The sequence below is a fragment of the Fundicoccus sp. Sow4_H7 genome, assembly GCF_052115865.1.
GTDB lineage: Bacteria > Bacillota > Bacilli > Lactobacillales > Aerococcaceae > Fundicoccus_A.
Map to the genome: position 1 here is coordinate 1 of NZ_JBQKME010000008.1, position 25,816 is coordinate 25,816.

The 25,816-nt window shown below is 37.6% G+C and carries 24 protein-coding genes and 1 riboswitch; of the genes, 18 read left to right on the forward strand and 6 right to left on the reverse strand.

The window, feature by feature from the left end; translation table 11 throughout:
* Positions 1 to 177 precede the first annotated feature (177 nt).
* Both ACTQ54_RS08480 and ACTQ54_RS08485 read left to right on the forward strand, forming a co-directional pair.
* The gene (locus ACTQ54_RS08480) at positions 178 to 426 is read left to right on the forward strand and encodes a hypothetical protein (protein WP_441755925.1); all 249 of its coding nucleotides are present in this window, start codon (positions 178 to 180) and stop codon (positions 424 to 426) included.
* A gap of 158 nt (positions 427 to 584) precedes the next feature.
* On the forward strand, positions 585 to 833 hold the full coding sequence (locus ACTQ54_RS08485; RefSeq protein ID WP_441755927.1) for a hypothetical protein: 249 nt from the start codon (positions 585 to 587) through the stop codon (positions 831 to 833).
* Positions 834 to 885: 52 nt separating this feature from the next.
* Here the strand turns inward: ACTQ54_RS08485 and ACTQ54_RS08490 are convergent, their stop codons facing one another.
* From ACTQ54_RS08490 to ACTQ54_RS08500, 3 genes are all read right to left on the reverse strand, one after another.
* Positions 886 to 1,635, reverse strand: coding sequence for an alpha/beta hydrolase (locus ACTQ54_RS08490; RefSeq protein WP_441755929.1), 750 nt, complete (start codon positions 1,633 to 1,635; stop codon positions 886 to 888).
* Positions 1,636 to 1,750: 115 nt separating this feature from the next.
* On the reverse strand, positions 1,751 to 2,428 hold the full coding sequence (locus tag ACTQ54_RS08495; protein WP_441755931.1) for a metal-dependent hydrolase: 678 nt from the start codon (positions 2,426 to 2,428) through the stop codon (positions 1,751 to 1,753).
* An 18-nt stretch (positions 2,429 to 2,446) separates the two neighbouring features.
* Positions 2,447 to 2,959 carry a type 1 glutamine amidotransferase domain-containing protein gene (locus ACTQ54_RS08500; RefSeq protein ID WP_441755933.1) on the reverse strand — a complete coding sequence of 171 codons (513 nt, stop codon included), beginning with the start codon at positions 2,957 to 2,959 and terminating at the stop codon, positions 2,447 to 2,449.
* Positions 2,960 to 3,233: 274 nt separating this feature from the next.
* On the opposite strand from ACTQ54_RS08500, the gene ACTQ54_RS08505 reads away from it, so the two are divergent.
* Entirely contained in the window at positions 3,234 to 5,828 is a 2,595-nt protein-coding gene (locus tag ACTQ54_RS08505) for a vitamin B12-dependent ribonucleotide reductase (protein ID WP_441755935.1), read from the forward strand.
* A gap of 67 nt (positions 5,829 to 5,895) precedes the next feature.
* On the opposite strand, the gene ACTQ54_RS08510 is transcribed toward ACTQ54_RS08505, so the two are convergent.
* Both ACTQ54_RS08510 and ACTQ54_RS08515 read right to left on the reverse strand, forming a co-directional pair.
* Positions 5,896 to 6,447, reverse strand: coding sequence for an ECF transporter S component (locus tag ACTQ54_RS08510; protein WP_441755937.1), 552 nt, complete (start codon positions 6,445 to 6,447; stop codon positions 5,896 to 5,898).
* Positions 6,440 to 6,868 (reverse strand): DUF4430 domain-containing protein, encoded by a 429-nt coding sequence (locus ACTQ54_RS08515; RefSeq protein ID WP_441755939.1) that lies wholly within the window; start codon positions 6,866 to 6,868, stop codon positions 6,440 to 6,442. Before ACTQ54_RS08515 ends, ACTQ54_RS08510 begins: the two co-directional genes overlap by 8 nt.
* A gap of 61 nt (positions 6,869 to 6,929) precedes the next feature.
* A riboswitch (adenosylcobalamin (AdoCbl) riboswitch) is annotated at positions 6,930 to 7,072 on the reverse strand.
* A gap of 131 nt (positions 7,073 to 7,203) precedes the next feature.
* Here ACTQ54_RS08515 and metG point away from each other — a divergent pair.
* The 5 genes from metG (at position 7,204) to ACTQ54_RS08540 (ending at position 11,947) form a co-directional block, all read left to right on the forward strand.
* On the forward strand, positions 7,204 to 9,234 hold the full coding sequence (metG, locus tag ACTQ54_RS08520) for a methionine--tRNA ligase (protein ID WP_441755941.1): 2,031 nt from the start codon (positions 7,204 to 7,206) through the stop codon (positions 9,232 to 9,234).
* 135 nt (positions 9,235 to 9,369) lie between these two features.
* Positions 9,370 to 10,164 (forward strand): TatD family hydrolase, encoded by a 795-nt coding sequence (locus ACTQ54_RS08525; protein ID WP_441755943.1) that lies wholly within the window; start codon positions 9,370 to 9,372, stop codon positions 10,162 to 10,164.
* The gene (gene rnmV / locus ACTQ54_RS08530) at positions 10,157 to 10,744 is read left to right on the forward strand and encodes a ribonuclease M5 (protein WP_441755944.1); all 588 of its coding nucleotides are present in this window, start codon (positions 10,157 to 10,159) and stop codon (positions 10,742 to 10,744) included. The genes ACTQ54_RS08525 and rnmV overlap by 8 nt, the downstream gene beginning before the upstream one ends.
* Complete coding sequence (gene rsmA, locus ACTQ54_RS08535; protein WP_441755946.1) at positions 10,734 to 11,606, forward strand: 16S rRNA (adenine(1518)-N(6)/adenine(1519)-N(6))-dimethyltransferase RsmA; 873 nt, start codon at positions 10,734 to 10,736, stop codon at positions 11,604 to 11,606. Before rnmV ends, rsmA begins: the two co-directional genes overlap by 11 nt.
* A gap of 107 nt (positions 11,607 to 11,713) precedes the next feature.
* Positions 11,714 to 11,947: a Veg family protein gene (locus ACTQ54_RS08540; protein ID WP_441755948.1), complete on the forward strand. Its 234-nt coding sequence runs from the start codon at positions 11,714 to 11,716 to the stop codon at positions 11,945 to 11,947.
* A 78-nt stretch (positions 11,948 to 12,025) separates the two neighbouring features.
* On the opposite strand, the gene ACTQ54_RS08545 is transcribed toward ACTQ54_RS08540, so the two are convergent.
* On the reverse strand, positions 12,026 to 12,994 hold the full coding sequence (locus ACTQ54_RS08545) for an L-lactate dehydrogenase (RefSeq protein ID WP_441755950.1): 969 nt from the start codon (positions 12,992 to 12,994) through the stop codon (positions 12,026 to 12,028).
* A gap of 265 nt (positions 12,995 to 13,259) precedes the next feature.
* Between ACTQ54_RS08545 and pth the strand changes: the two genes are divergently transcribed.
* The 10 genes from pth (at position 13,260) to lysS (ending at position 25,807) form a co-directional block, all read left to right on the forward strand.
* Positions 13,260 to 13,820 carry an aminoacyl-tRNA hydrolase gene (pth, locus tag ACTQ54_RS08550; RefSeq protein ID WP_441755951.1) on the forward strand — a complete coding sequence of 187 codons (561 nt, stop codon included), beginning with the start codon at positions 13,260 to 13,262 and terminating at the stop codon, positions 13,818 to 13,820.
* An 83-nt stretch (positions 13,821 to 13,903) separates the two neighbouring features.
* A complete protein-coding gene (mfd, locus tag ACTQ54_RS08555; RefSeq protein ID WP_441755953.1) occupies positions 13,904 to 17,449 on the forward strand; it encodes a transcription-repair coupling factor in 3,546 nt (1,181 codons plus the stop codon).
* Positions 17,446 to 17,712 (forward strand): RNA-binding S4 domain-containing protein, encoded by a 267-nt coding sequence (locus ACTQ54_RS08560; RefSeq protein ID WP_441755955.1) that lies wholly within the window; start codon positions 17,446 to 17,448, stop codon positions 17,710 to 17,712. Before mfd ends, ACTQ54_RS08560 begins: the two co-directional genes overlap by 4 nt.
* Positions 17,713 to 17,794: 82 nt before the next feature.
* The gene (locus ACTQ54_RS08565; protein WP_441755957.1) at positions 17,795 to 18,226 is read left to right on the forward strand and encodes an FtsB family cell division protein; all 432 of its coding nucleotides are present in this window, start codon (positions 17,795 to 17,797) and stop codon (positions 18,224 to 18,226) included.
* A gap of 86 nt (positions 18,227 to 18,312) precedes the next feature.
* Positions 18,313 to 18,843, forward strand: a complete 531-nt coding sequence (locus tag ACTQ54_RS08570; RefSeq protein WP_441755959.1) for a S1 domain-containing RNA-binding protein — start codon at positions 18,313 to 18,315, stop codon at positions 18,841 to 18,843.
* A gap of 110 nt (positions 18,844 to 18,953) precedes the next feature.
* Complete coding sequence (gene tilS / locus ACTQ54_RS08575) at positions 18,954 to 20,402, forward strand: tRNA lysidine(34) synthetase TilS (RefSeq protein WP_441755961.1); 1,449 nt, start codon at positions 18,954 to 18,956, stop codon at positions 20,400 to 20,402.
* A 39-nt stretch (positions 20,403 to 20,441) separates the two neighbouring features.
* Positions 20,442 to 20,996, forward strand: a complete 555-nt coding sequence (gene hpt / locus ACTQ54_RS08580; protein WP_441755963.1) for a hypoxanthine phosphoribosyltransferase — start codon at positions 20,442 to 20,444, stop codon at positions 20,994 to 20,996.
* Between the two features lie 88 nt (positions 20,997 to 21,084).
* A complete protein-coding gene (gene ftsH, locus ACTQ54_RS08585) occupies positions 21,085 to 23,211 on the forward strand; it encodes an ATP-dependent zinc metalloprotease FtsH (protein ID WP_441755964.1) in 2,127 nt (708 codons plus the stop codon).
* A gap of 124 nt (positions 23,212 to 23,335) precedes the next feature.
* Positions 23,336 to 24,205 carry an Hsp33 family molecular chaperone HslO gene (hslO, locus tag ACTQ54_RS08590; RefSeq protein ID WP_441755966.1) on the forward strand — a complete coding sequence of 290 codons (870 nt, stop codon included), beginning with the start codon at positions 23,336 to 23,338 and terminating at the stop codon, positions 24,203 to 24,205.
* A 102-nt stretch (positions 24,206 to 24,307) separates the two neighbouring features.
* Positions 24,308 to 25,807 carry a lysine--tRNA ligase gene (lysS, locus tag ACTQ54_RS08595; RefSeq protein WP_441755968.1) on the forward strand — a complete coding sequence of 500 codons (1,500 nt, stop codon included), beginning with the start codon at positions 24,308 to 24,310 and terminating at the stop codon, positions 25,805 to 25,807.
* Positions 25,808 to 25,816: the final 9 nt, after the last annotated feature.

The following is a 25,816-nucleotide window of genomic DNA, read 5'->3' on the forward strand; positions in this document are numbered from 1 at the left end:
CGAATAAATCTTTCCAATTCTTCCCACGTATGTTTACTATTTGAACGCATAAAAACTCCCCCAAAAGTAGTTTTACTTTTTCAGCGTCTACTTTAGGGGGAGCATATCAATTTAGTTACTTGGTCTTTTTTTGTTGCGTAAACTCACATCGTGCTTCATACAGGTGACTTTGTTGAGGTGGCTGAAGTTGAAGATGAGTGGGTTGACATTATGGAGCAATCACGCGAATCATTCTTACAAGTAGCTTTAACAGTTGCGCCAGGTAATCATGATGAGTATGCTTTATTTTATGGTGATTCTCAGCTTGAAACGAAATTTAAAGAGCACATTAATGTTCCTGCAGAAAAAGACATGACCATGTTATCTCAGCAACATACCCATTACTATTTGTTCTATCTGATGAAAACTTCTCAAATGGTGTATTAGAAGAAGTAGAAACAACAGAAGTTGATGGTGTAACGTATTACAATAATCCAGAAGGAACAGTATTCTTATTACCAAATACAGGTGGTACGAAGGGATATGATGATATTTATAGTAAAGGTTTAGATCATGTTCTTAATGTACGTCCACGCTTAGACTGGATGACTGAAGAAGATGCTGAATACTACAACAACTTATTTGCGTTTAGGAACCAACCACAACAATCTGAAAGTATCGGAACATCTCATTCAAACAACCGTGACTCAGCGATTCAAAACTTTGCTGTTTATACAATCGAAGGAAAAGAATTACAAGTAGAGTTGTATCAAATTCAAGGTGAATTATTAGAAGGCGAAGAAAGAACGGTTGAATTAGTTTATAGCTTTGGTATTACTAAAGACTCTGAATAATTAAATCGTAAATAGCCCTCTGTCAACTGGCAGAGGGCTTTAATTATTTTATTTAAACAGTCCAGGCTAGTTTATTTAAGAAATCGACTACTGAAGCCTGAAATTCTTTGTATTCTTTACTAATGGTAATCACATGAGTGCTTTCTGGAAAGGATTCAAATGTTACATCGGCATTCACTAAAGCGTTTTTTAAATCAACCATCGATTGTGGGTCGATTAATTCATCTTTTTGGGATTGGGCAATATAAAAGGGAATGGTTATCTTGTCTAAATTGTTTCGCGTAACTTGATTGAACGCTTCGATTTCTTCCAATTGCACAAGCACTTCCGATTTAACAGTTTCCATTTCATCAGCAATCGTTTGTGGATCTAAACCATTTTTTTCTTTTTGCAGTTCAGCCGTTTTTAAAAAATATCTGTGCACACGACTGCCTTCATTATTATGGTCCGTTATATTAGAGTTGAAAACACCTGCGCCAACAGTGGTTATTTGGTCTATCGCAGCTCGAGTAGCAAAAGCACCACCTAAAGATAGGCCTAAAATAGCGACTTCAGGATAGCCTTCCTCATGTAAGAATTCCACTGCTTTTTTTACATCTTCATACCATTGTTCAGGGTTAGACGCGAGAATATTTTCCATACGATTCGTACCATGTCCGGTTAAATTAAAGCTGTATACGGTATAATTTTCTTTTTGAATGGCACGTGCTGTACGACGGATATCCGCAATACTACCTGTATACGCATGAAGAAGTAGGACAGCACGTGAGCTTTCTTTAAAATATAATTCTGAATCTGACATATGAACGTCCTTTCAATATAAATAAATAACTATATATAAACAGTTTAACATAAATGGGGCATAAAAATTGAACCGCATTGCTGTGGGAAGACAAAAAGGCGGTTCAATGTGATATTTATTTAAAGGATACTTTTTCACCTGCTTTTAAGATTTGGCAATCGATATCGGAATTGATTTGATCCTTAAAGTTTTGTGGATTTTGTTGGATAGGTGGGAAAGTATTGTAATGGATAGGTACCACGATCGATGGTTTGACGAATTCGTTGGCCGCATATGAAGCATCATCGACGCCCATTGTATAATGGTCTCCAATTGGAATGAATAATACATCAATGGGACCATTGCGGTCTGCGATTAATTTCATATCGCCAAATAACCAAGTATCTCCTGTGTGATAGATTGTTTTATCCGCGATTTTTAGTATGAGCCCGGTTGCCACTCCCATATAATGGACTTGGCCTTCTTCTTCGTAACTCGAGCTATGATGGGCTTGAACGAATTTTACGCTTCCGAATGAATAGTCTCCGCTTCCTCCCATGGTGTTAATTCCTTTTTCGGATAGAAAATTAGCCACTTCAAAGGGGGCAATAACCGTAGCATGATTACGTTTAGCAATTGAAACAGTATCGCCTAGGTGGTCGTTGTGGCCGTGGGTCAGTAAAATAAAATCTACTTCAATCTCATCGGCCTTTAAATCGCTCAGGTCATTGCCAGTAATAAAAGGGTCGATGATCGTACGGATGCCGTCATGTTCAATTAAAACACACGACTGACCATGAAAGCTAATCTTCATAGGGATGCTCCTTAATATTTATTTTAGTGCATTAACGATAGCTTCATTAAATGCAGGTAAGTCTTCTGGTGTTCGACTTGAAATAAGTCCGGATGGGTCAATGACGACTGCTTCGTCAAAGAAATTAGCACCAGCATTTTTAACATCAACAGCAACTTGTTTAACGGCGGTGACATTGCGACCATTTAACACTCCGGCATTAACCAGTAATTGTGGGCCGTGGCATATTGAAAAAATTGGTTTTTGGTGTAGAGCGAAGTGACGAGTAAAGTCTAAAAAGCGGTCGTCTTTACGTAATTGGTCTGGTGAAAAACCACCAGGGATAAGCAATGCGTCAAAATCGGCTGGATCAACTTCATCGATTCCTTTGTCGATTGTAACAGTTGCTTCACCTTTTTTACCTTCAACGCTTTCTCCTGCTGTAAAACCGATGGTTGTTACTTCGTGACCGGCCTCAACTAATGCTTCTTTAGGAGAAGTGAATTCTACATCTTCAAATAATTTTGTAATAACAGTTGCGACTTTTGCCATATAAAAAACCTCCAGTTTTTTTGGTTATAATTAGTATAGTTAAAATATTTTTATGAGGCAAAGAAAATGCTTACTAGGATGCCTGTAGTCTATAAATAAAGTTTAATAACAATATTATTATTTTTATATAAAAGGCTTGACAAAAATAAAATTTGTATTTTTTTTATAGTCTGCTATACTGTTAACACACACAATATATAGTGGGTAAAAGTTATGAAAACCCTATATATTGTAGATAAAGCTTTGTTATAAGCGTTTTAAGAGGAAGGTTAATATGGAACTAAAAACAAAGAAAACCATTGAGTGGAATAAAGACCAGTTAAATGAAGCAATCAAAAGCTTTTCGCAAGTTCATCCGATTGAAGAGGATATGCAAATCACACATAGTGGCATATCACGCTTAGTTATGTTGGATCGTTATGCGTTTAAAGATACCACCAAAGGAACGTTACAAGTTGGAGATTTAGTTGTATTAACGGTTAAAGATGATCCTCAGTACCCAGCTCGCGGTGTGGGAATTGTTCAAGCTCTTGATGACAACCAAGTTCAAATTTGGGTTGAAGAAGCTTATAGAGCATCATTAGAAAATCCAGAAGAACTCGAAACAGGTTTAGTTGTCCGTGATATTGAAACAATTGATAAGCCATTAGAAGTCTATTATGAGCAAATCGCTAAACGTAATGCCACAGGTTTATCTGAAATTGAAGCGACAGAAGATAAGCAAGCAGAGTCTTTTGATGCCTTTTATCGCGAACTTTCTGAAACGAATTTTGTTCCCGCAGGTCGTGTTTTGTATGGAGCTGGGTCTAATACCGATGTGACGTATTTTAACTGTTATGTAATGCCGATGATTCCTGACTCAAGAGGTGGTATATCTGATCACCGTAAAGAAGTGATGGAAATTATGAGCCGGGGTGGTGGTGTTGGAACAAACGGATCAACATTAAGACCGCGTAATACACTGGCACGAGGTGTTAATGGTAAGTCATCCGGTTCTGTTTCTTGGTTGAATGACTTAGCTCAGTTAACACACTTAGTTGAGCAAGGTGGCTCACGTCGTGGAGCTCAAATGATTATGTTAGCTGATTGGCATCCAGATATCATTGAGTTTATTATTTCGAAAATGCAAAACCCGCGTATTTTGCGTTTCTTAATTGAGCAAACAGATGATGAACAAATTATTCGCTTAGCAAAAGAGAAGTTGAAATTTACAGCTCTTTCAATGTCAGAAATTAATATGTATGAAAATATTGTTCGCTACAAGTCAATTCCTGGATACGGTGGTTTTGATGAAGCGGTTATTGAAGATGCTCAACAAAAATTAAAAGATGGCGGAACTTATTCAGTCCATAATCCAGAGTTTTTAACAGGCGCTAATATTTCCATTACATTAACCAATGATTTTATGGAAGCTGTTGAAAATGATGGCGATTGGGAACTGCGTTTCCCAGCTGTAGAAACGTATAGCCAAGCTGAAATGGCAGCCTATAATGCCGAGTGGCCAGAAGTAGGCGATGTTCGTGAGTGGGAAGAAAAAGGCTATGAGGTTCGCGTTTACCGAACAATCAAAGCCCGCGAATTATGGAAGTTAATTAATATTTGTGCGACTTATTCAGCTGAACCAGGTGTTTTCTTCATTGACAATGCCAACAATGATACAAATGCTAAAGCCTATGGACAAAAAGTAGTTGCAACCAATCCTTGTGGTGAGCAACCCCTAGCTCCATATTCAGTATGTAACTTAGCAGCGATTAACTTAGCTCAAATGGTTAACAAGGAAACACACACAGTTGACTACGATAAATTAAAACAAACGGTTCGTACAGGGGTTAGAATGCAAGATAATGTTATCGATGCAACGCCTTATTTCCTTGAAGACAACCGTAAACAAGCCTTAGGCGAAAGACGAATTGGTTTAGGTGTTATGGGTCTGGCTGACTTATTAATCTACACTGAACATCGCTATGGATCACCTGAAGGCAACAAAATTGTCGACAAAGTCTTTGAAACCATTGCTGTAACAGCTTATGAAACGTCAATTGAGTTAGCTAAAGAACGTGGATCTTTCCCGTTCTTATTAGGTGAAACAGAAGACCAAACACAACAATTACGTCAAGCCTTTACAGAAACAGGCTATGTCAGCCGCCTGCCTCAACACGTAAAAGATGGCATTCTTGAGCACGGAATCCGCAACTCCCACTTATTAACTGTTGCACCAACGGGAAGTACAGGAACAATGGTGGGTGTTTCAACAGGTCTTGAGCCTTACTTTGCCTTTAAATACTACCGTAGTGGTCGTTTAGGTAAATTTATCGAAGTGAACTCTGAAATTGTTCAAGAGTACTTAGATAATCATCCAGAAGCAGATGCTAATAATCTACCTGACTACTTCGTTTCAGCAATGGAATTATCACCAGAGGAACACGTGGACGTACAAACTACTATTCAACGTTGGGTGGATAGCTCTATATCTAAAACAGTTAACGCACCAAAAGGCTATACGGTGAACCAAGTAGCTGGTATTTACGAACGCCTATACAAAGGTGGCGCTAAAGGTGGAACGGTTTATGTGGACGGCTCGCGTGACTCGCAAGTTTTAACACTTGATGCAGAAGAAAATGAAATTGACAATAAGATTACTTTATTTGATGTAGAAGACGCACGGGTTGTATCTGATCCGGAAGAACTACGTCAACTTGTTAACCAAGCTCACAGCGAACACTATCTACAACAAGGCCATACAGACGATGTTGTCTACGGCTCAGAAGTTGGCGATACCTGCCCAATTTGCCGTACCGGGATTGTTGAAGATATTGGTGGCTGCAACACTTGTACCAATTGCCAAGCCCAATTAAGATGTGGCTTATAATAAATATCACTGCAAAAACCGCCATAAACGTTAATTTAAACGTTTATGGCGGTTTTATAATTTTGTCTTAATCTTTACTGATCAATGTGTGCTTTTTATAATATTTGCGAATCAGCGGTGATATGACTGGATCTAAAATGATATAAAAGATAGCATTTCCAACGGCATGAGCCAAGTCGAAAGAAACACCTCTTAAATAATAAGCCCAAAAATTATTAATGCCATAAATTTGGACACTAAAAATGGAAATAATAAAACCATATAGTAGGCCTATCAAAAAAGCATAAGCTGCAAAAAAGATACGGTTGTATTTATTTAGAGGGCGGTAAAAATGTTTAGCAATGAGCCCTGTAAAACCAATCAAAATTATATAGGTCACAATTTGAGCGATTGTCCAAGGCCCCATCCCAAGCAGCGTATTGGACAAAATAATCGATAAAACAGCCACAATGACCCCGTCAATAGCCCCGGTGTTTAATGTAATCAACAAAATAATAACGGTCATCGGCTGAACATTAGGGATAAATTGAAAAGCAATTCTGCCAACATAGGCTAAGGAAATAAATATCGCTAAAATTGCGATACGTTGGACTGAAAATCTCTGCCGTGATCTACTCAAATGGAGCCAGACTCCAGTCAACAATATCATCAGCTTTCAGTTCTAATTCAGCCGCTCCAACTTCTGCCATTTCTCCATTGACATCAAACAACCAATATAAGCCAGCATCAGGATCTTGCTCGTAGCCTTCAATAGAAGTGATGAAACCATCTTCATCAACCACATCAAAGTTTTCTTTCATAATATCTAATAACATGGCTCCTTCTTCAATGGTGATTTCTTTTGAAGATTCAAAATCTTCACCAGGAACAGATAAATTGATGGTGACGGCAAGCGCATCTGCATCCGCGTCGGCTTCAGATGATGCTTGTGTGCTTTCGACGGAAGTGGCTACTTCCTCAACAGATTCAGCTTCTTGAGTGGTGTTAGCACATGCGGCTAAAATAAAAACGCTACTGAACAATAAAAAACTTTTTTTCATTACTTTTCCTCTTTTCTTATGATAAAAACAAAAAAACTAGGCACTGAGGCCTAGTTAAATACAATGTGACATTTTGCCTCGAAATGACCACATAAAAAGTCTAATATTTTTCGACCTGACTCCAGTCAATCGACTGATTACAGTGGCGGGACCGTATTGGGATTAAACCAAACTTCCAAAAAATATAAGACATTCGATTAAATTTATATATCTATCATAGCAAATTCCAGAAGGCTTGCAAGACCAAAGTTGAACTGAGGATAATTGTGTGAAGAAATCTCTTGTATGCTATGCTATAATAGTGAAAGCAATCAACACTTAGGAGGCACTCATTCGTGACGAATCAAACAAATAATAAAACATTTTTTGTAACAACACCTATTTATTATCCAAGTGGTAAACTCCACATTGGTAATACTTATTCAACCGTTTTAGCAGATGCTATTGCACGCTACAAACGTCTAATGGGCTTTGACGTTTTCTTTAATACAGGAACTGACGAACACGGTCAAAAAATTGAACAAGCTGCAGAAAAATTAAATAAAGATCCCAAAACCTATGTCGATGAAATGGCAGAAAGCATTAAAGAATTATATGCTTTAATGGATATTTCTTATGATCGTTTTATCCGGACAACAGATGAAGCACATGAACTGGCAGTTCAAAATGCTTTTGAACAACTGTTAGAACAAGGAGATATTTATTTAGGGGAGTATTCAGGTTGGTATTCTGTCAGTGATGAAGAGTATTTTACTGAAAGTGAAATGCAAGAGGTTTACCGTGATGAAGCAGGTAATATGACAGGAGGTATTGCGCCAACTGGTAATGAAGTGCAGTGGGTGAAGGAAGAATCTTACTTCTTTAGAATGAGCCGTTATGCAGACCGATTGATGGAATATTATGAAGCGCATCCTGATTTTATTGTTCCTGAGTTCAGAAAAACAGAGATGATTAATAACTTTATTAAACCAGGTTTAGAAGACTTGGCTGTTTCGCGAACAACATTTTCATGGGGTGTTCCTGTAAAATCGGATCCTAAACATGTCGTTTATGTATGGATTGATGCCTTGATTAATTATATTACGACGCTAGGATATGGGACGGATAATACAGAAAATTACGAGAAATTCTGGCCAGGTGACTTACAAATTATTGGGAAAGATATTACGCGTTTCCATACCATTTATTGGCCAACATTGTTAATGGCATTAAATGTTCCAATCCCTAAACAAATTTTAGCCCACGGATGGCTTGTGATGAAAGATGGGAAAATGTCTAAATCTAAAGGAAATGCGATTTATCCAGACGTTCTTATTGACCGTTATGGTTTGGATGCAACGCGCTACTACTTACTAAGCGAAATGTCGCAAGGTAACGATAATGTCTTTACACCTGAAGACTTTGTTAAGCGAACAAACACCGATTTAGCTAATGATTTAGGGAATCTATTAAATCGTACAATCGCTATGATGAATAAATACTTTGATGGTCATATACCGACTGATTTATCTGAACATGATGCGACCGTTGTGGACTCTGAGTTTGAAAACTTTATCACAGATCGCTTAGAGCGTTACCACCAAGCCTTTGATGACTTAAAAATTACCTATGCAACTGAACAAGTAATGGAGATTGTTTCAAGAGCCAATAAATACATTGATGAAACAACGCCATGGGTATTGGCTAAAGATGAAGCGCAACAAGGGCAATTAAAATCAGTTATGTACCATCTGGCGGAAAGTCTCCGCATTATTGCACATATCTTGCGTCCGTTCTTAACGCAGGCACCAACGGAAATATTAAGCCAATTAGGTCTGAAAGAACAAATGGACTTAAATATGGTTGAATTAGCTTGGGGCGGTATGCCTGAGACTGCCAAAGTGATTGAAAAAGGTGTCCCTATTTTCCCTCGTTTGGATGCTGAAGAAGAAGTTGCTTTTATAGCAAGTCAAATGAATGCGGGTAAAGGCGTAAAAGAAGAAGCAGTAGATGAAGCCTGGGATCCAAATGATACTGAACTTCTGTTTGAAGAAACTGAACATGTTGACTTTGATGGATTTATAAAAGTAGAAATGAAAGTTGCAGAAGTTATCGACGTTGTTCCAGTTGAAGGATCAAATAAATTACTGAAATTCAGATTGGATGCTGGCGATAAAGGACATCGTCAGATATTATCTGGTATTGCGAAATTCTATCCGGATCATGAAGCCTTAATTGGGAAAAAATTATGTATTGTGGCTAATTTAAAGCCAAGAAAAATGATGGGGCACGTTAGTCAAGGAATGATTTTATCAGCTGAAAAAGATGGTCAGTTAAGCCTTGTCTTCGCACCACAAGACATGCCGAATGGCGCTTTATTAGGATAATACAAACAAAGCCTTGGAAGGATCCGAGGCTTTGTTTATTTATTAAATCTTAAGGGTAGAATTATAAAATGAAATTGCATAAAATGAAAGCACAGTGGACAGCAGTGGTATTTATTATGATGAAGGAGAATGAATGTGAAGTTATTTGATACCCACACCCATTTAAATGCGGAACAATTCGATGGGGTTGAAGATCAAGTGGTCCAAGCCGCTTTAGCTAATGATGTGGCTTATATGGCGGTCGTTGGTTTTGATTATCCAACGATTAAAAAGACATTGGCATACAGTGAACGATATGCCAATGTCATTAGTGTTATCGGATGTCATCCGACCGAAGCCAAGCATTTTGATGCGGATTTTGAAAAACAATTAAATGAATGGCTTGAACTACCTAATGTCTATATGTTAGGTGAAATAGGTCTGGATTATTATTGGGATACATCAGCTAAATCCGTTCAAGAAAAAGTATTTCGCCGTCAAATAAATATCGCTAAAGAACACAATTTACCGATTACCATCCATAATCGAGATGCGACTGCTGATGTCTATCGTATTTTAAAGGAAGAAGGTGTTCCTAAGGCTGGTGGAATTATGCATAGTTTTGGGGGGAGTCCCCAAGAGGCTTCGCAGTTTTTAGACTTAGGGATGCATCTATCATTTTCAGGTGTTTTAACCTTTAAGAAAAGTGAGGATGTCCGTCAAGCGGCTCAATTAGTCCCCTTAGATCGGTTGTTAATTGAAACGGATGCCCCTTATTTAGCTCCTGAGCCTAAGCGGGGTAAGCAAAATGAACCTGCCTTTGTGCGTTATACAGCCGAACGCTTAGCGGAAGTTAAAGGCATAGCTATAGAAGAATTAGCGGCTATTACAACAAATAATGCCTTTGATTTATTCAAATGGTATCCAGAACTAGGTCGCCAAAATGGATAATCAATCAGTCATTGTCCCTGAGGAAGTCATTGTTGTTGAAGGTAGAGATGATAGTAAACGTTTGATGGAAGTTTATGGTCAAAAGATTAAGTTAATTGAAACAGGCGGTTCAGCGATTGATTCAGAGACGATTCAAAGAATTCAACAAGCAGCGGAACAATTTGGCGTCATTGTATTCACTGATCCTGATATCCAAGGGCAAAGAATTAGGCAAATCATTACGCAGTCCGTACCGAAGGTCAAACAAGCCCATCTGAGTAGAGATGATGCGAGGCCTAATTCTTTGTTAAAAAGTTTGGGCGTTGAACATGCGAGTGATGAAAGTATTAAAAATGCCCTGGCGGATGTAGCCACTCCTTCTGATGGGCATGTACAAAAGGAACTGACCACACGAGAGTTAATGCAATTAGGCTTGACCAACCACCCCAAGGCAGCCCAGAGACGGCAGGCTGTAGCAGACCGATATCGTTTAGGGCATGTCAATACTAAACAATTACAAAAGCAACTAGCCTTATACCAGGTAGATTATGTTGATTTGGCTAAGTTTATTAAGGAGTTGAATGAATGTGATGAGAGATGACAGACCGATTTCCAATCCTAATCGTACCATTGAAATCATGAAGCAATATGATATTAAAATGAAAAAAAGTTTAGGGCAAAACTTTCTCGTAGAGCCACAGATATTAAGTAAGATGGTCGATGTAAGTCAAGTTAACGAAAAGTCCACGGTCATTGAGATTGGTCCAGGAATAGGTGCTCTAACAGAGTTTTTAGCTCAAAAGGCAAAAAAAGTGCTAGCTTTTGAAATAGATCAACGGTTTGTAGATATACTAGCAACGACTTTGAGCCCGTATGATAATGTTGAAGTTTTTCATCAAGATATATTGAAAGTAGATTGGACCGCTGAAGAGTTCTCATTTCTCCAAGCAGAAGAAGACTTAGTTGTGGTTGCTAACTTACCTTATTATATTACGACACCTATTATCATGAATCTGATTGAGAGCCAATTACCATTTAAACGGTTGACAATGTTAATGCAAAAAGAAGTGGCTGAGCGAATGACAGCACAAGTGGGGACAAAAGCTTATAACTCATTAACTATTGCGATTCATTATCAAATGGATGCCAAAATCTCCTTTATTGTGCCTAAAAGCGTGTTTATACCCAAACCTAATGTGGACTCGGCTGTTCTAATTTTAGAACGACGCCAACATCCAAGAGTTGAAATTGATAATATAAATACTTTTCAAGCTTTTGTGCAAGCTGCCTTTACCCAAAGAAGAAAAACGATTTGGAATAATTTGCGTCATTATTATACAAGTGCCAATCAAGAAATAGAACTAGCGGATCAATTTATTGAAGCGGAAATTGACCCACAAAGGCGATCTGAAACATTATCTATTGAAGAATTCGCACATTTATATAAGATAATCACTAAATAAATAAAAAAATGATGAGAATACAACATAAGTCTTGCGGGCCATGCTCTTTTATGATATCCTTGATAATTTTATAATTTTATGTTATAGTATTAGTAAGAGGTGAGGGCATGCCAAAAGATTTGGTTGAAATTAAAACTTATCTAGATGATAAAGTTGGTCAAGAAATCGTGGTTACTGTTCAAATGGGTCGTAAGAAGAGAAAAGAAAGACGAGGCATTTTAGAAGAAACGTATCGTTCTGTTTTTGTTGTAGCGCTAGACCAAGATGAGAATGCATTTGATCGTGCTTCTTATAGTTATCGTGACATTTTAACAAATGCTATCGAACTGCAATTTATTTAATTTATTATTTCTGAGCATTTAAATACGACAGCTTTTAAGGCTGTCGTATTTTTTGTCGTTATTTATAGTTAGTATTGATTAATCGTGTAAGCTAGCCATTCCGTCAGCTAAAACTTTTTTAAGTGTATTCGCAGATAATTCCATCTTAGCTTGTTCTTGTTCATTAAGCGGTATTTCAATAATCCTTTCAATTCCGTTACGGCCAATAATGGCTGGAGCCCCGATATAAATATCTTCTTGGCCATATTGTCCGTCTAAATAGACTGAAAGTGGGAAAATGGACTGTGTATCAGCGAGAATGGCATGGCAAATCCGTGCGAGAGCAACGGCGATCCCGTAATAAGTTGCTCCTTTTTTCTCAATTATTTCGTATGCGAGATCACGGACTTTGAAAAAGATATTCACTAAGGCTTCTTCATCTGTGTCGGGATTATCCTTAATCCATTCATAAATTTGTAAGCCACCAATATTGGCATGGGACCAAACGGGGAATTCTGTATCTCCGTGTTCCCCTAGAATATAGGCGTGGACATTACGGGCATCCACATTGACAATTGAAGCTATTTCTTGGCGGAAGCGAGCGGTATCTAAAGATGTTCCAGAACCAATGACGCGTTCTTTTGGAAAACCACTAAATTTCCATGTCGCGTAAGTTAAAATATCAACAGGATTTGTGGCAATTAAGAAAATACCGTCAAAGCCTGAATCGACGACATTCGTGACAATCCCCTTAAAGATACGAAGATTTTTGTTAACTAAATCGAGCCGTGTTTCACCTGGTTTTTGAGCAGCTCCAGCCGTAATCACAACAATATCAGCGTCATGGCAATCACTGTAATCAGCTGAATAAATATATTTAGGATTCGTGAAAGCTAACGCAGAAGATAAATCTAATGCATCACCCACTGTTTTGTCTTTATTAATATCGATGATACCTATTTCGCGACCAATATCTTGTGTGACTAAAGCAAAGGCAAAACTTGAGCCGACTGCGCCGTCTCCAATAACGATGATTTTGTTTTTGGAACTTTGTTTGCTAATTTCCATGCCATCACTCCTATAAATTTGTTAAGTATAGTATACCATACAGCTTGTGAAGAATAAAGCAAAGAATAAACAAAAATAAACATCTGTTTGATAGTTATAATAGTGAATTTTTAATTAATATATAACAGTTTCTTGGTTACAATGATACAGATAAAATTTTGTAAATTTATAGAAAATGTAAAAAAGCTACCGAAACGATTTGCTTCTCAATCAGAAAAATTATGGTATAATTAACACTCGAGAAAACAATGCTAGGGTGAATTGAGTGAAGTTAATAATTGGATTAGGTAATCCAGGTGAGAAATACGATGGAACAAGACATAACATTGGGTTTGCGGTTATAGATGAATTGTTAAGGCAAAAACAACTAACCATGACAGACCAAAAATATCGCGCCGATTATACAATCTGGCGAAATAACAATGAACGTATTTATTTGTTAAAACCATTTACCTATATGAATTTATCTGGAGAAGCCGTTTTACCTTTTATGTCCTATTTCGGCATTGGGATGAAAGATATTATCGTCGTTTACGATGACTTAGATTTAGCAGTAGGCAAAATACGATTAAGACAATCAGGCAGTGCCGGTGGTCATAATGGAATGAAAAGTATTATTGAAATGTTGGGGAGCGATCAATTCAACCGCATTCGGATTGGAATAGGTAGGCCGCAACACGGATGGAAAGTTGTTGACCATGTGTTGGCTCCTTTTACGAAAGAAGACCAAGTTTCTGTGAATTCAGCAGTTGAACAAGCTGTGAGTGCTTTATCAGACTGGGCAGATGGAGCGAGTTTTATATCTTTAATGAATCAATACAATTAATTAAATAATTTTTAGAACTAACTGAGGGGTCATCTTTTGAGCCCTCTTCGAGTTGTTTGTAAGTATAGAATAGGAGCGTTTTTGTGGAAAGTTTGTATCAGTTTCCTTTTAAAGAGACAGTTCAATCAATCAATCAACACTTGCATGATGAGCATGCGCAACTTGTAACGGGCATAGATGGGAGTGCCCGTTCTGTTTTGCTTACCCAATTATTTCAAGCAGACCCTAAACAATTTATCGTTGTTGTACCCATTGCAACAGCGTTAAATCAAATGTATGAGGATTTACAAAACATGCTTCCGGATACGCCTGTTTTAGTGTTTCCAGCAGAAGAATCGCCTGCGATTGAATTTTCAGTCTCATCATTTGATAATCAAGCAAAAAGGATTGAAGTGTTAGAAACATTGGATTCCGGTCATCCGTGTATTGTTTTAACTTCGGTTGCCGGTATACGTAAACGTGTGACCTCCTTTCAAACTTGGCGCCAAGAAATCGTTGAGTTGACATTAGGAGCTGAGATTGAACGGAATCTATTAGAACAAAAACTAAATTTATTTGGCTATAAACGTCAAACAATGGTTCAATCGCCAGGAGAATATAGTGTTCGGGGGAGCATTGTAGACTTTTATCCCCTAGATTTAGAAAATCCTGTTCGGTTAGATTTTTTTGACGTTGAATTAGATTCGATTCGTATGTTTGATAGTGAAACCCAACAATCCTTAGAAAACATTGATAAATTAACATTGAAACCCATCAAGGATTTAATTTTTCCGTTAAATGAGCAACAATCGTTGTCGCATGAATTAAAAAAACTTTTAGATAAGCAATTAAAGAAAATTCAAGACGAAGAAATCCGTTTAAATGTTGAACGTGGGATGAAAGAACAGCTTGAGCTGCTTGATCAAAGTGAACCTCTAAAATATCCGGATGCTTATGTGAGTCTCTTAAAGTATAAAGACCACTCCATTATTGACTATGCACAAGGGTCTTTAAATTTAATTATGTTGGAATTTGATAAAATCCAACAACAAGAGCGACTATTAGCTGATGAAGACCAGTTCTGGATTGAACATGAAACGTCGATAGGAACACTTATGCCAGGGATGGAATTACGTCATCGCGCCGTTGAACTCATTCGAAGCATAGCGGTGCCGAAAATTTATTTATCGACCATCCAAAGAGGATTTGCTTATGTGACTTTTAGTCAGCTGTACCACTTCCAATATCGGAGTATGAATCAGTTCTTTAACCAATTGCCTTTAGTAAAAACAGAAGTAGACCATTGGTTGAGACAAGAGAAAATGATTCAAGTTGTCGTTAATTCGCATCAACGAGCGATTAAAGTGCAACAACTATTTGAAGAAAATCAAATTTTACCTGTGAATATCCAAGCAGGTAAAGAACCTTTAGACGCCCATATCAACCTAGTGGTGGGGCAACTAGCGAGTGGTTTTGAACTACCGCTAGAAAAATGGGTTGTATTAACAGAAAAAGAGTTATTTAATCAAATAAAACGTAAAGTACCAAAACAACAAAAATTAACGAATGCCGAAAGAATTAAATCCTACAGCGAACTTGAGGTAGGAGATTATGTCGTCCATAACAACCACGGTATTGGGAAATACACGGGAATGGAAACCATGGAAATTAATGGGGTCCACCGAGACCTATTGGCGGTTGAATATCAAGATAATTCACGTTTGTTAATTCCAATTGATCAAATTCATTTGATTCAAAAATATGTTACCTCTGAAGCAAAAACACCTAAATTAAATAAATTAGGTGGGACAGAATGGGCTAAAACAAAACGTAAAGTTGCTAGTAAAATTGAAGATATTGCAGATGAATTAATTGAGTTATATGCTAAACGTGAAAGTGAAAAAGGCTATGCCTTTAGTGAAGATACTCCTGAACAAATTGAATTTGAAAATGCCTTTGAATACGTTGAAACAGATGACCAATTAAAAAGTACAGCCGAAATTAAGAAGGATATGGAAAGAGCGCGTCCGATGGACCGCTTGTTAGTTGGAGACGTAGGTTATGGAAAAACCGAAGTGGCGATGCGGGCTATTTTTAAAGCGGTAATGGATGGTAAGCAAGTAGCCTTTTTAGTACCAACAACGATTCTAGCTCAGCAACATTATAATACGATTGTCCAACGCTTTGCTGAATATCCATTTGAGATTGGGCTCTTAAGTCGTTTTGTCAGTAGAGCTAGACAAAATGAAACGATTAAAAACTTAGAGTCAGGCTTTTGTAATATTGTTGTCGGCACACACCGCTTATTATCGAAAGATGTTGTTTTTCAGGACTTAGGTCTTTTGGTGGTGGACGAAGAGCAACGGTTTGGTGTTAAACATAAAGAAAGACTAAAACAGTTAAAACAAAGTGTGGATGTGCTCACGTTAACAGCGACCCCTATTCCAAGGACATTGCATATGTCGATGATTGGTGTTCGTGATTTATCTGTTATCGAGACGCCACCGAATAACCGTTATCCTGTCCAAACGTATGTGTTGGAAAGAAATGAAGTGGCAGTGAAATCTGCTATTGAAAGAGAATTAGCTCGTGGTGGGCAAGTCTTCTACTTATATAATCGTGTTGCAACCATTGATCAAAGAGCGATGGAAATAAGTGATTTGGTGCCAGAAGCCCGCGTCGGTGTTGCCCATGGTCAAATGAATGAACTTGAACTAGAAACCGTGTTAATGGACTTTATTCAAGGCAATTACGATGTGCTAGTCACAACAACAATCATAGAGACAGGGGTAGATATCCCCAATGCTAATACTTTATTTATTGATAATGCCGATCATATGGGCTTATCAACCTTATATCAATTGCGTGGGCGGGTTGGACGGACGCATCGAATTGCTTTTGCTTATTTAATGTATGAACCGAATAAGCAATTAAGTGAAGTGAGTGAAAAGAGACTTAAGTCTATACGTGAATTTACGGAATTAGGATCAGGTTTTAAAATCGCCATGCGGGATTTATCTATTCGTGGGGCTGGGAATTTGCTTGGAAAACAACAATCTGGCTTTATTGATTCCGTCGGTTTCGACTTGTATTCACAAATGCTTAAAGAAGCGGTTGATATTAAACGCGGGAATAAGCATGTAGACAAAGTGACAAAGGGACATCAATTAGAGTGGGATGTTGCATTTGATGCTTACCTACCTTCCTTCTATATTGAAGACGAGCGGCAAAAGATTGCTTTATATAAGTCGATTCAAAATATTGATTCGATTGAATCTTATCGTGATTTACAAGATCAGTTGATTGATCGCTTTGGTGAGTTTCCTGATGAAGTAGCGAATTTATTGGAAGTCGCTTTAATTAGACACTTTGGGCAAGAAGCAGGTATTATGCATATTAAACAACAGGGAGTCTGGTTGAATGTAACCTTTACTCCTGAAGCGAGTTCGTTTTTCGTAGGACCAAATATTTATGAAGCCTTGCAAAATGTGCCAACCAAAGTGAAAGTCAATTATGATAATGATGTCTTAAGTGTTAAATTGCTGATTCAAGGTAAAGCCGTTGACCAATGGTTGAGTGATTTAAATAAATTTGCCCAACAAGCAGATGCAATTATTAACAAAACAGTAGAAAACGAGGTGATATCATGAGACTCGACAAGTTTTTAAAAGTATCCCGTATTATAAAAAGACGTACAGTTGCTAAAGAAGTAGCTGACCAAGGAAGAATTACAATTAATGGCAAAGTGGCAAAATCAAGTTCTGAGGTAGCTGTATCAGATGAGTTAGCGATTCGTTTTGGTAACCGATTATTAACAGTAGTAGTTAATGAATTGAAAGATACAACTAAAAAAGATGAAGCCGAAAATATGTATACCATTCTTTTAGAAGAAAGATTAAATGATGAAGTATAATATTATTTGGAAAAAAGTTAGTGCTTGCTAGATATTTAAGCAGTTTATTGATATACTCGATTATGAATGGGAGGTGAGCGTTTTGGACAATCATTATGAACAAAAGTATGCTAAAAAAGAAAAAATTATTCACTTAGATCGTCAAAAAAACCAGCGGATACCAGATGGACAATCGAATCAGAAAAAAGCTCACTCACTTCGTGGGGTTGCCAAAGTGTTGTTTTATATTGGACTGTTAGTTGTCCTAAGTCTATTTGTTGTTCCTTTATATAAGACTTATGAGCAGTCTCAACTGGCTCAACAGCACTATGAACAAGCGTTAAGCGATAACCAAAAAGCTATCGAACGATATCAAGCGGTAAGTAATGAATTTCAGTTATTGCAAAACCCTGAATATCTAGCAGAAATTGCACGTAGAGACTATTACTATTCAAAACCGAATGAAATCATTTTTGATTTAGGAGATAGCAACCAAACCAATCATTCGATTTTTAATGAAAGCATTCCAGAGTAATGTTTAAAAAAAGTTAAGGCTTGACCTTAGCTGAACAATATCTCATAATACAAGAAACCGAATACTTAAGGAGGAAATTAGGTTATATGTCAGTCGAAGTAGGGCAAAAGGTTCAAGGCAAAGTAACAGGTATTACAAATTTTGGGGCGTTCGTTGAGTTACCCGACAATAAATCAGGATTAGTTCACATTAGTGAAATCTCGGACAGTTACGTAAAAGATATTAATGATGTCTTAACAATGGGACAAGAAATTGAAGTAAGAGTATTATCAATCGCTCCAGATGGAAAAATTAGTTTAAGTTTAAGACAAGCGAATGAGTCTAGTGAGAGTAAGTCAGCTCCTCGAACAAATCGAGATGGATTTCAATCGCAAGCCAACCATAACCGTAAACCTAAATTTGAATCCAAAGATAATAATTACAACCAAAATAAATCATTTAAACCATCTACTAGACCATCGAATTCAGATAACTATTCTAAGCCGAAGGAAACACCGAAAGCGGATGATTTCGATGCGTTAATGAGTAGCTTCTTAAAAGATAGTGAAGATCGCCTATCGTCATTACGTCGTAACACTGAAGGGAAACGCGGGGGACGTGGCGGGCGTCGTAATTAATACTTAAGGGTATTTCTGATTCTGAAATGAATTTTTCATTTCGGAGTCTTTTTGTTTAGCTTTTTTTATTTATTCAGCTAGATGATGCGTATAGAGTAGGAGTAGATGTAATGGATACATTAATACATCAAATTTCAAATCAATTAAAACAAAATCCGACATGGACAAAGTCTAATACAGCGATTCTAGCTATTTCTGGTGGCGTTGATTCCATGGCTTTGTTAGAGGTATTTATTCAGCTGAATAAGGCGCTTGAAGGGAGCAATAAGCAGTTGGTCGTTGCTCACTTTGATCATAATGTCAGAGAGGATAGTTATCTAGATGCAGCTTTTGTGCAGAAAAAAGCCGAAGAAGCAGGTTTAATTTATTTTGTGCAAAAGTGGAAAAACCCCGCTCAAAAGGATTTTGAAGCTAGGGCACGTCGTGCGAGATATCGTTTTTTAGCAGAAGTTGCTCGCTCAATGGACACTAACATTGTTGTAACTGGCCATCATTTGAATGATCATATTGAAACAATAATGATGCGGTTCGTCAGAGGGACGTCTATTCGCGGTATCCGTGGCATCCAATCGGAACAACAATTACCAGTTAAAATCGATCGTTTTGGAAAAGCGCTGAATCTTCATTTAATACGACCATTTCTAGATGTGTCTAAAGAAGAACTCTATCGCTTTGCTAAGCGCGAACAGATAAACTTTCGTGAAGATTCAAGTAATCTGAATCCTATCTACTATCGTAATAGAGTCAGACATGAGTTAATGCCTCTATTAGAAAAAGAGAATCCAAATGTACTTAAAAATATCCAACGCTTGGTTGAACAGGCAAATATTAGTTATCAATCCCATTTGTATGATTTTTGGGAGGAAGAATTATATTGGTTAAAAAGGCTGAATAAGAAGGAGTGGCAAATTCACATTCCATTTCTTGAGCAGTTAAATTCGGCTAAGCAATGCATTTACTTAACGATATTTTGTGAGGAGTTATTTATTAAAGAATACCCTCAATTAAGTAATGATGTTCCTAGTTTGTTAAACCAAATGATTGAGAAAGAACAAAACGCTAATTATAGCATTCAACTTGGAAGTAATTGGGTGGCTGTTAGAGAATATGACACCATCTATATTCGACAAGATCAGCCTACTCTAGTCTATTCACAAGAGGAAACTCAACTTCAGACAATCAATCACTGGTATCCATTAGGAGAAGGCTATCAATTGGGCTTTTTCCAAGAAGATGAAGTAACCGAAGCGATGTATGAAATGGCTGATGCTCATTTAACTGTTGAATTAAGTGCTGATGAAAAATTTGATTTTTCAATTCGACATCGTAGAGCGGGTGACTTTATGCGTTTGGGGACTGTACAAAATCCTTTCCATAAGAAAATTAATCGTATTATGATAGATAATAAAATTCCTAAAAGCATTAGAGAATCTAAATGGCTCTTATTAAATAAGAAAGATATCATATGGTTAATACCTGATACAAAGTCGTTATTGTATCAATCTCAACAAACTGATACAATAAACTATGTGTTTTTATTCCAACCAATTTTTGATTAAAAATATGCTTCAACTAGAAGCATGAATAAAGGAGAAAAAATGTTAGATAAGGATATTCAAAAAGTTTTAGTCACAGCTGAAGAGATTAAAGAAGCAACAAAACGTTTAGGGGAACAATTAACTAAAGATTATGAAGGAAAAGAAGTAGTTGTCGTAGGGATTTTACGTGGCGCTGCTTTATTTATGGCGGATATTATTCGCGAAATGGATACTTATCTAGAAATTGATTTTATGGATGTTTCGAGCTATGGTGACGCTTTTGTATCCTCAGGGGAAGTAAAAATTCTAAAGGATTTAGATACACCGGCAGAAGGCAGACATTTTTTAATTGTGGAAGATATCATTGATACGGGTAGAACCTTAAGGTATATTGTAGATTTATTAAAATATCGTAAAGCGGCTTCCGTAAAGGTGTGTACTTTATTAGACAAGCCAGAACGTCGATTGGTAAAAGATTTAACAGCAGATTACGTTGGAATACAAGTTCCTAATGAGTTCGTAGTCGGCTATGGACTTGACTATAAACAGAAATATCGTAATTTACCATATGTTGGGGTTTTAAAACCAGAAATTTATGAAGAGACGGCTGAATAGCTTTTTGCTTCTTAACTATGGTAAAATAGCCTAGATGCAAAGTAATTATTTTAAATAAATTAAAATGAGTAGGAGGGAGATATTACTCATGCAGAACCCAAATCCAAATCGTAATTTTTTTGGTGGAACACTATTTTATATCTTGATTTTTCTAGCGATTGCTGGGATATTTCAAATATTTGTGGGCGATTTTAATTCCGCCGTTCGTGTTGAAGAAATATCATCGACGGAATTTATTGAAAACTTAAATGATGGTGAAATTGATAATTTTACGATTCAGATTGGCTCAGGAGCCTATAATATTACGGGAGAATATGTAAGTAGCACTTCCGTTAATGAAGAAGAGGAGAATTTCTTCCAAATTTTCCAAGGATCTAATGCCAACAGACAGTTTGAAACCCGAGTGCTAGGTAACGATACGACCTTAGCGTATATTACCCAAGTCGCTTTAACGACAGAAACCGAGTTTGAAACTTTGTCTGAATCAAGTGCAGGCCTATGGCTTAGCATCATACCTTTTCTAATCTTAATGGTTCCCGTCTTTTTCTTAATGTTCTCCATGATGCAATCTGGTGGAGCAGGCGGAGGAAAAGGTGTCATGAATTTTGGTAAAACCAAATCAAAAGATGTCTCTAAGCAAAAAGTTAAAGTTCGCTTTGATGACGTTGCTGGAGCAGAAGAAGAGAAACAAGAATTAGTTGAAATTGTTGAATTCCTTAAAGATCCTAAACGTTTTACCGCTTTAGGTGCGCGTATACCCGCTGGTGTCCTTTTAGAAGGGCCTCCAGGGACAGGGAAAACCTTATTAGCTAAAGCTGTAGCCGGTGAAGCGGGGGTTCCATTCTTCAGTATTTCTGGTTCTGAATTCGTTGAAATGTTTGTCGGTGTGGGTGCGAGCCGTGTACGTGATTTATTTGAAAATGCGAAAAAGAATGCCCCCGCCATTGTATTTATTGATGAGATTGATGCAGTAGGTCGTCAACGTGGCGCTGGAATGGGTGGCGGTCACGACGAGCGTGAACAAACACTTAACCAACTCTTAGTTGAGATGGATGGTTTCGAAGGTAACGAAGGTGTTATTGTTATCGCGGCAACCAACCGTTCTGATGTTCTTGACCCAGCTTTACTGCGTCCAGGACGTTTTGACCGTCAAATCTTAGTGGGGAATCCTGATGTTAAAGGCCGTGAAGCGATTCTAAAAGTGCATTCACGCAACAAAAAATTAGCCAATGATGTTGATTTGCGTGTCATTGCACAACAAACACCAGGCTTTTCAGGTGCCGATTTAGAAAACTTATTAAACGAAGCAGCTTTAATTGCGGCTCGTTTTGATCGAACAGAAATTACTGCTGTTGATGTGGATGAAGCGCATGACCGTGTTATCGCTGGTCCAGCTAAGAAAGATTCAGCCATTTCAGAAAAACAACGTAAAACAATTGCTTATCACGAAGCAGGGCATACTGTTGTAGGAATGGTTTTAAGTGAAGCGAGAACCGTACATAAAGTAACCATCGTTCCACGTGGACGTGCAGGTGGATATGCGATTATGTTACCTAAAGAAGATCGCTTTATTGTGACTGAAAAAGAACTTTACCAACAAGTGGTAGGCTTACTAGGTGGACGTGTAGCTGAGGAAATTGTCTTTAATGCCCAATCTACCGGTGCAAGTAATGACTTTGAGCAAGCAACACAAATTGTTCGTAGTATGGTAACCGAATATGGGATGTCTGATAAATTAGGGACCATCCAATATGAAGGTAATCAAAAAGTGTTTGTCGGACGTCAATATGGCCAAAACGCGCACTATTCTGAACAAGTGGCTTATGAAATCGACTTAGAAATCCGTCGCATTATGGGCGAAGCATTGGACGAAGCCTATAAAATTATTGAAGCCCATCGTGAACAATTAAATATCATTGCTGAAAAACTTCTTGAAGTTGAAACATTAGATGCGCGTCAAATTAAGTCTTTATTTGAAACAGGCAAAATGCCAACGTTTGAAGAAGATGATAACAATGAACCAATCGAAGATGCGGATACTTTCGAAGAAGCGAAAGAAAAAGCTGAACAAGAAGAGTTAGCTGATCGCCGTGATGATGATAACGATGATGACTTACCGCCAACAGGCACATCAAGTGAAGAATTGTCTGGGTCGAAAGTAAGGAAAACGCTCGAAAATGATGAGCCGATTATTTCTGAGAAAGATTCTGAATAAGATGGATATAGAATAATTAATAACAAACGTTCTGTTAAAGCATGCAAGTGCCAACTCTAGCAGAACGTTTGCTTTTTGTTTACAAGATGGCGAATTTAATTATATTTATTTAAAGGAGAAATTTATGACTGATAAGTTACTAAAGGCTTTGGCTTTTGATAAGCAAATCCGTGTGTATGTGCTGGATGCGACACAAATGGTTACCGAAGCACAAGAAAGACATCAAACTTGGCATACTGCAACAGCGGCTCTAGGAAGAACGTTAGTAGCAACAACGATTCTAGCTGGAACTTTAAAAGGTGAAGATCGTATGACAGCTGAAGTTTTAGGAAGTGGTCCAGTAGGACATATCATTGCGGATGGAAATGCGAAAGGTGATATCCGCGGATATGTTGCAAATCCAGAAGTTGCCTTGGAGTTAAATGCTGATGGCAAATTAGATGTAGCTGGAGCGGTAGGTTTACCAGGTTCATTGGTTATTAGAAAGTATATTAGTGATACTGAACCTTTTAGTGGACAGGTTCCGTTAATTAGTGGTGAATTGGCTGAGGACTTTACTTACTATATGGCCCTATCTGAACAGACCCCTTCATCGATTGGCTTAAGTGTGTTGGTTAATCCAGATGAATCTGTCAAAACAGCTGGAGGTTTTATGCTTCAAGTCATGCCGGGGGCAACAGAAGAAACCATTTCAACTTTAGAAGCTCGTTTGGAAAAACTAGGTCGTTTTTCAGATTTGCTTGAAAAAGGTTTAACGCTTGAAGAATTATTAATCGAATTAGTTGGTGAAAACCAATATGAAATTTTAACAGAAATGCCGGTTCGTTTTTATTGCGACTGTAGTAAAGAACGCTTTGCTAAAAGTTTAATGACCGTAGGACGTGAAGAAATTGAAGCTATGATTCGTGAAGACCACGGAGCAGAAGTAGTGTGTCATTTCTGTAACGAACATTATCAATTTAGTGAAGCAGACTTACAAGAGCTAATCAATTAATCATCCATAAATTGTCAATGGATAAGTAAATATGACTTTTAATCTTATGTCAGTTAAAATATAATAAAGTGGAATGCCTTTAAATTGCAGAGGAGTGAAAAGATGACAGAACATCATGAAGAATTAAACGATCAGCTGATTGCCCGTAGAGAGAAAATCGAAAAGATGCTAGCCGAAGGAGTCCAACCCTTTGCATCTGGTTTCCAAAGAACCCATCTTTCAATGGACCTTCATCAAGAATACGACCATATAGAAAAAGAAGACTTTTCAGATGGAGAAGACCGTATTCGTGTAGCCGTAGCAGGAAGAATAGTCTCCAAGCGTGGCAAAGGTAAAGCTGGCTTTGCCCATTTACAAGATATGCAGGGACGAATTCAAATTTACGTCCGTCAAGATACCGTTGGAGATGAAATGTATCCTTGGTTTAAAGTGGCAGACTTAGGTGATATCGTTGGAGTTAATGGCTATTTATTTAAAACAAATACAGGAGAATTATCCGTAAGGGCAGAAGAATTTGTGCCTTTAACGAAAGCTTTACGTCCTTTACCTGATAAATTCCATGGCTTAACAAATATTGAACAAAAATATCGCCAGCGTTATTTAGATCTCATTAGTAATGAAGATAGCCATGATCGTTTTGTTAAACGTTCTAAGATCATTAGTGAAATTAGACGTTACTTAGATGATCAAGGCTACTTAGAAGTGGAAACCCCAGTACTTCATAATTTAGCTGGTGGTGCGAATGCCCGTCCATTTATTACCCATCATAATGCTTTAGATATGGAATTATACATGCGTATTGCACTTGAGCTTCACTTAAAACGTCTTGTTATTGGTGGCATGGAGCAAGTGTATGAAATCGGCCGCGTTTTCCGTAATGAAGGGATTGATACTACCCATAATCCTGAATTTACCATGTTAGAAGTTTATACAGCTTATACTATTTATACTGATATTATGGATTTAACCGAAGGGTTGATTCGCACGGTTGCTGAGCGTGTCTTAGGCAAAACTGTTTTGGAATATGATGAACATCAAGTTGATTTAGGACAAGCTTGGCATCGTGTTCACATGGTCGATTTAATTAAAGAAGTAACGGGTGTGGATTTTTGGCAAGAGATGTCATACGAAGAAGCTAAGGAATTGGCTAAAGCCCACCGTGTAAAAGTAGATGATCATGACTATTCAGTTGGGCATATTATTAATAATTTCTTTGAAACATTTTGTGAAGAGAAGTTAATCCAACCAACCTTTGTCTTTGGTCATCCAGTAGAAATCTCGCCTCTAGCGCGTAAAAATGAAGAAGACCCTCGCTTTACAGATCGCTTTGAGTTATTTATTGTAGGGGATGAATATGCTAATGCCTTTACAGAGTTAACCGATCCAATTGATCAAAGAGAACGTTTTGAAGCGCAGATGGCTGAAAAAGATGCCGGTAACGACGAAGCACATCCAATTGATGAAGACTTTATTGAAGCGTTAGAGTACGGCTTCCCGCCAACTGGAGGACTAGGTATCGGAATTGATCGCTTAATTATGTTATTAACCAATTCACAATCAATCCGTGATGTTTTACTATTCCCAACTTTAAGAAATAACTAAAAATAAATA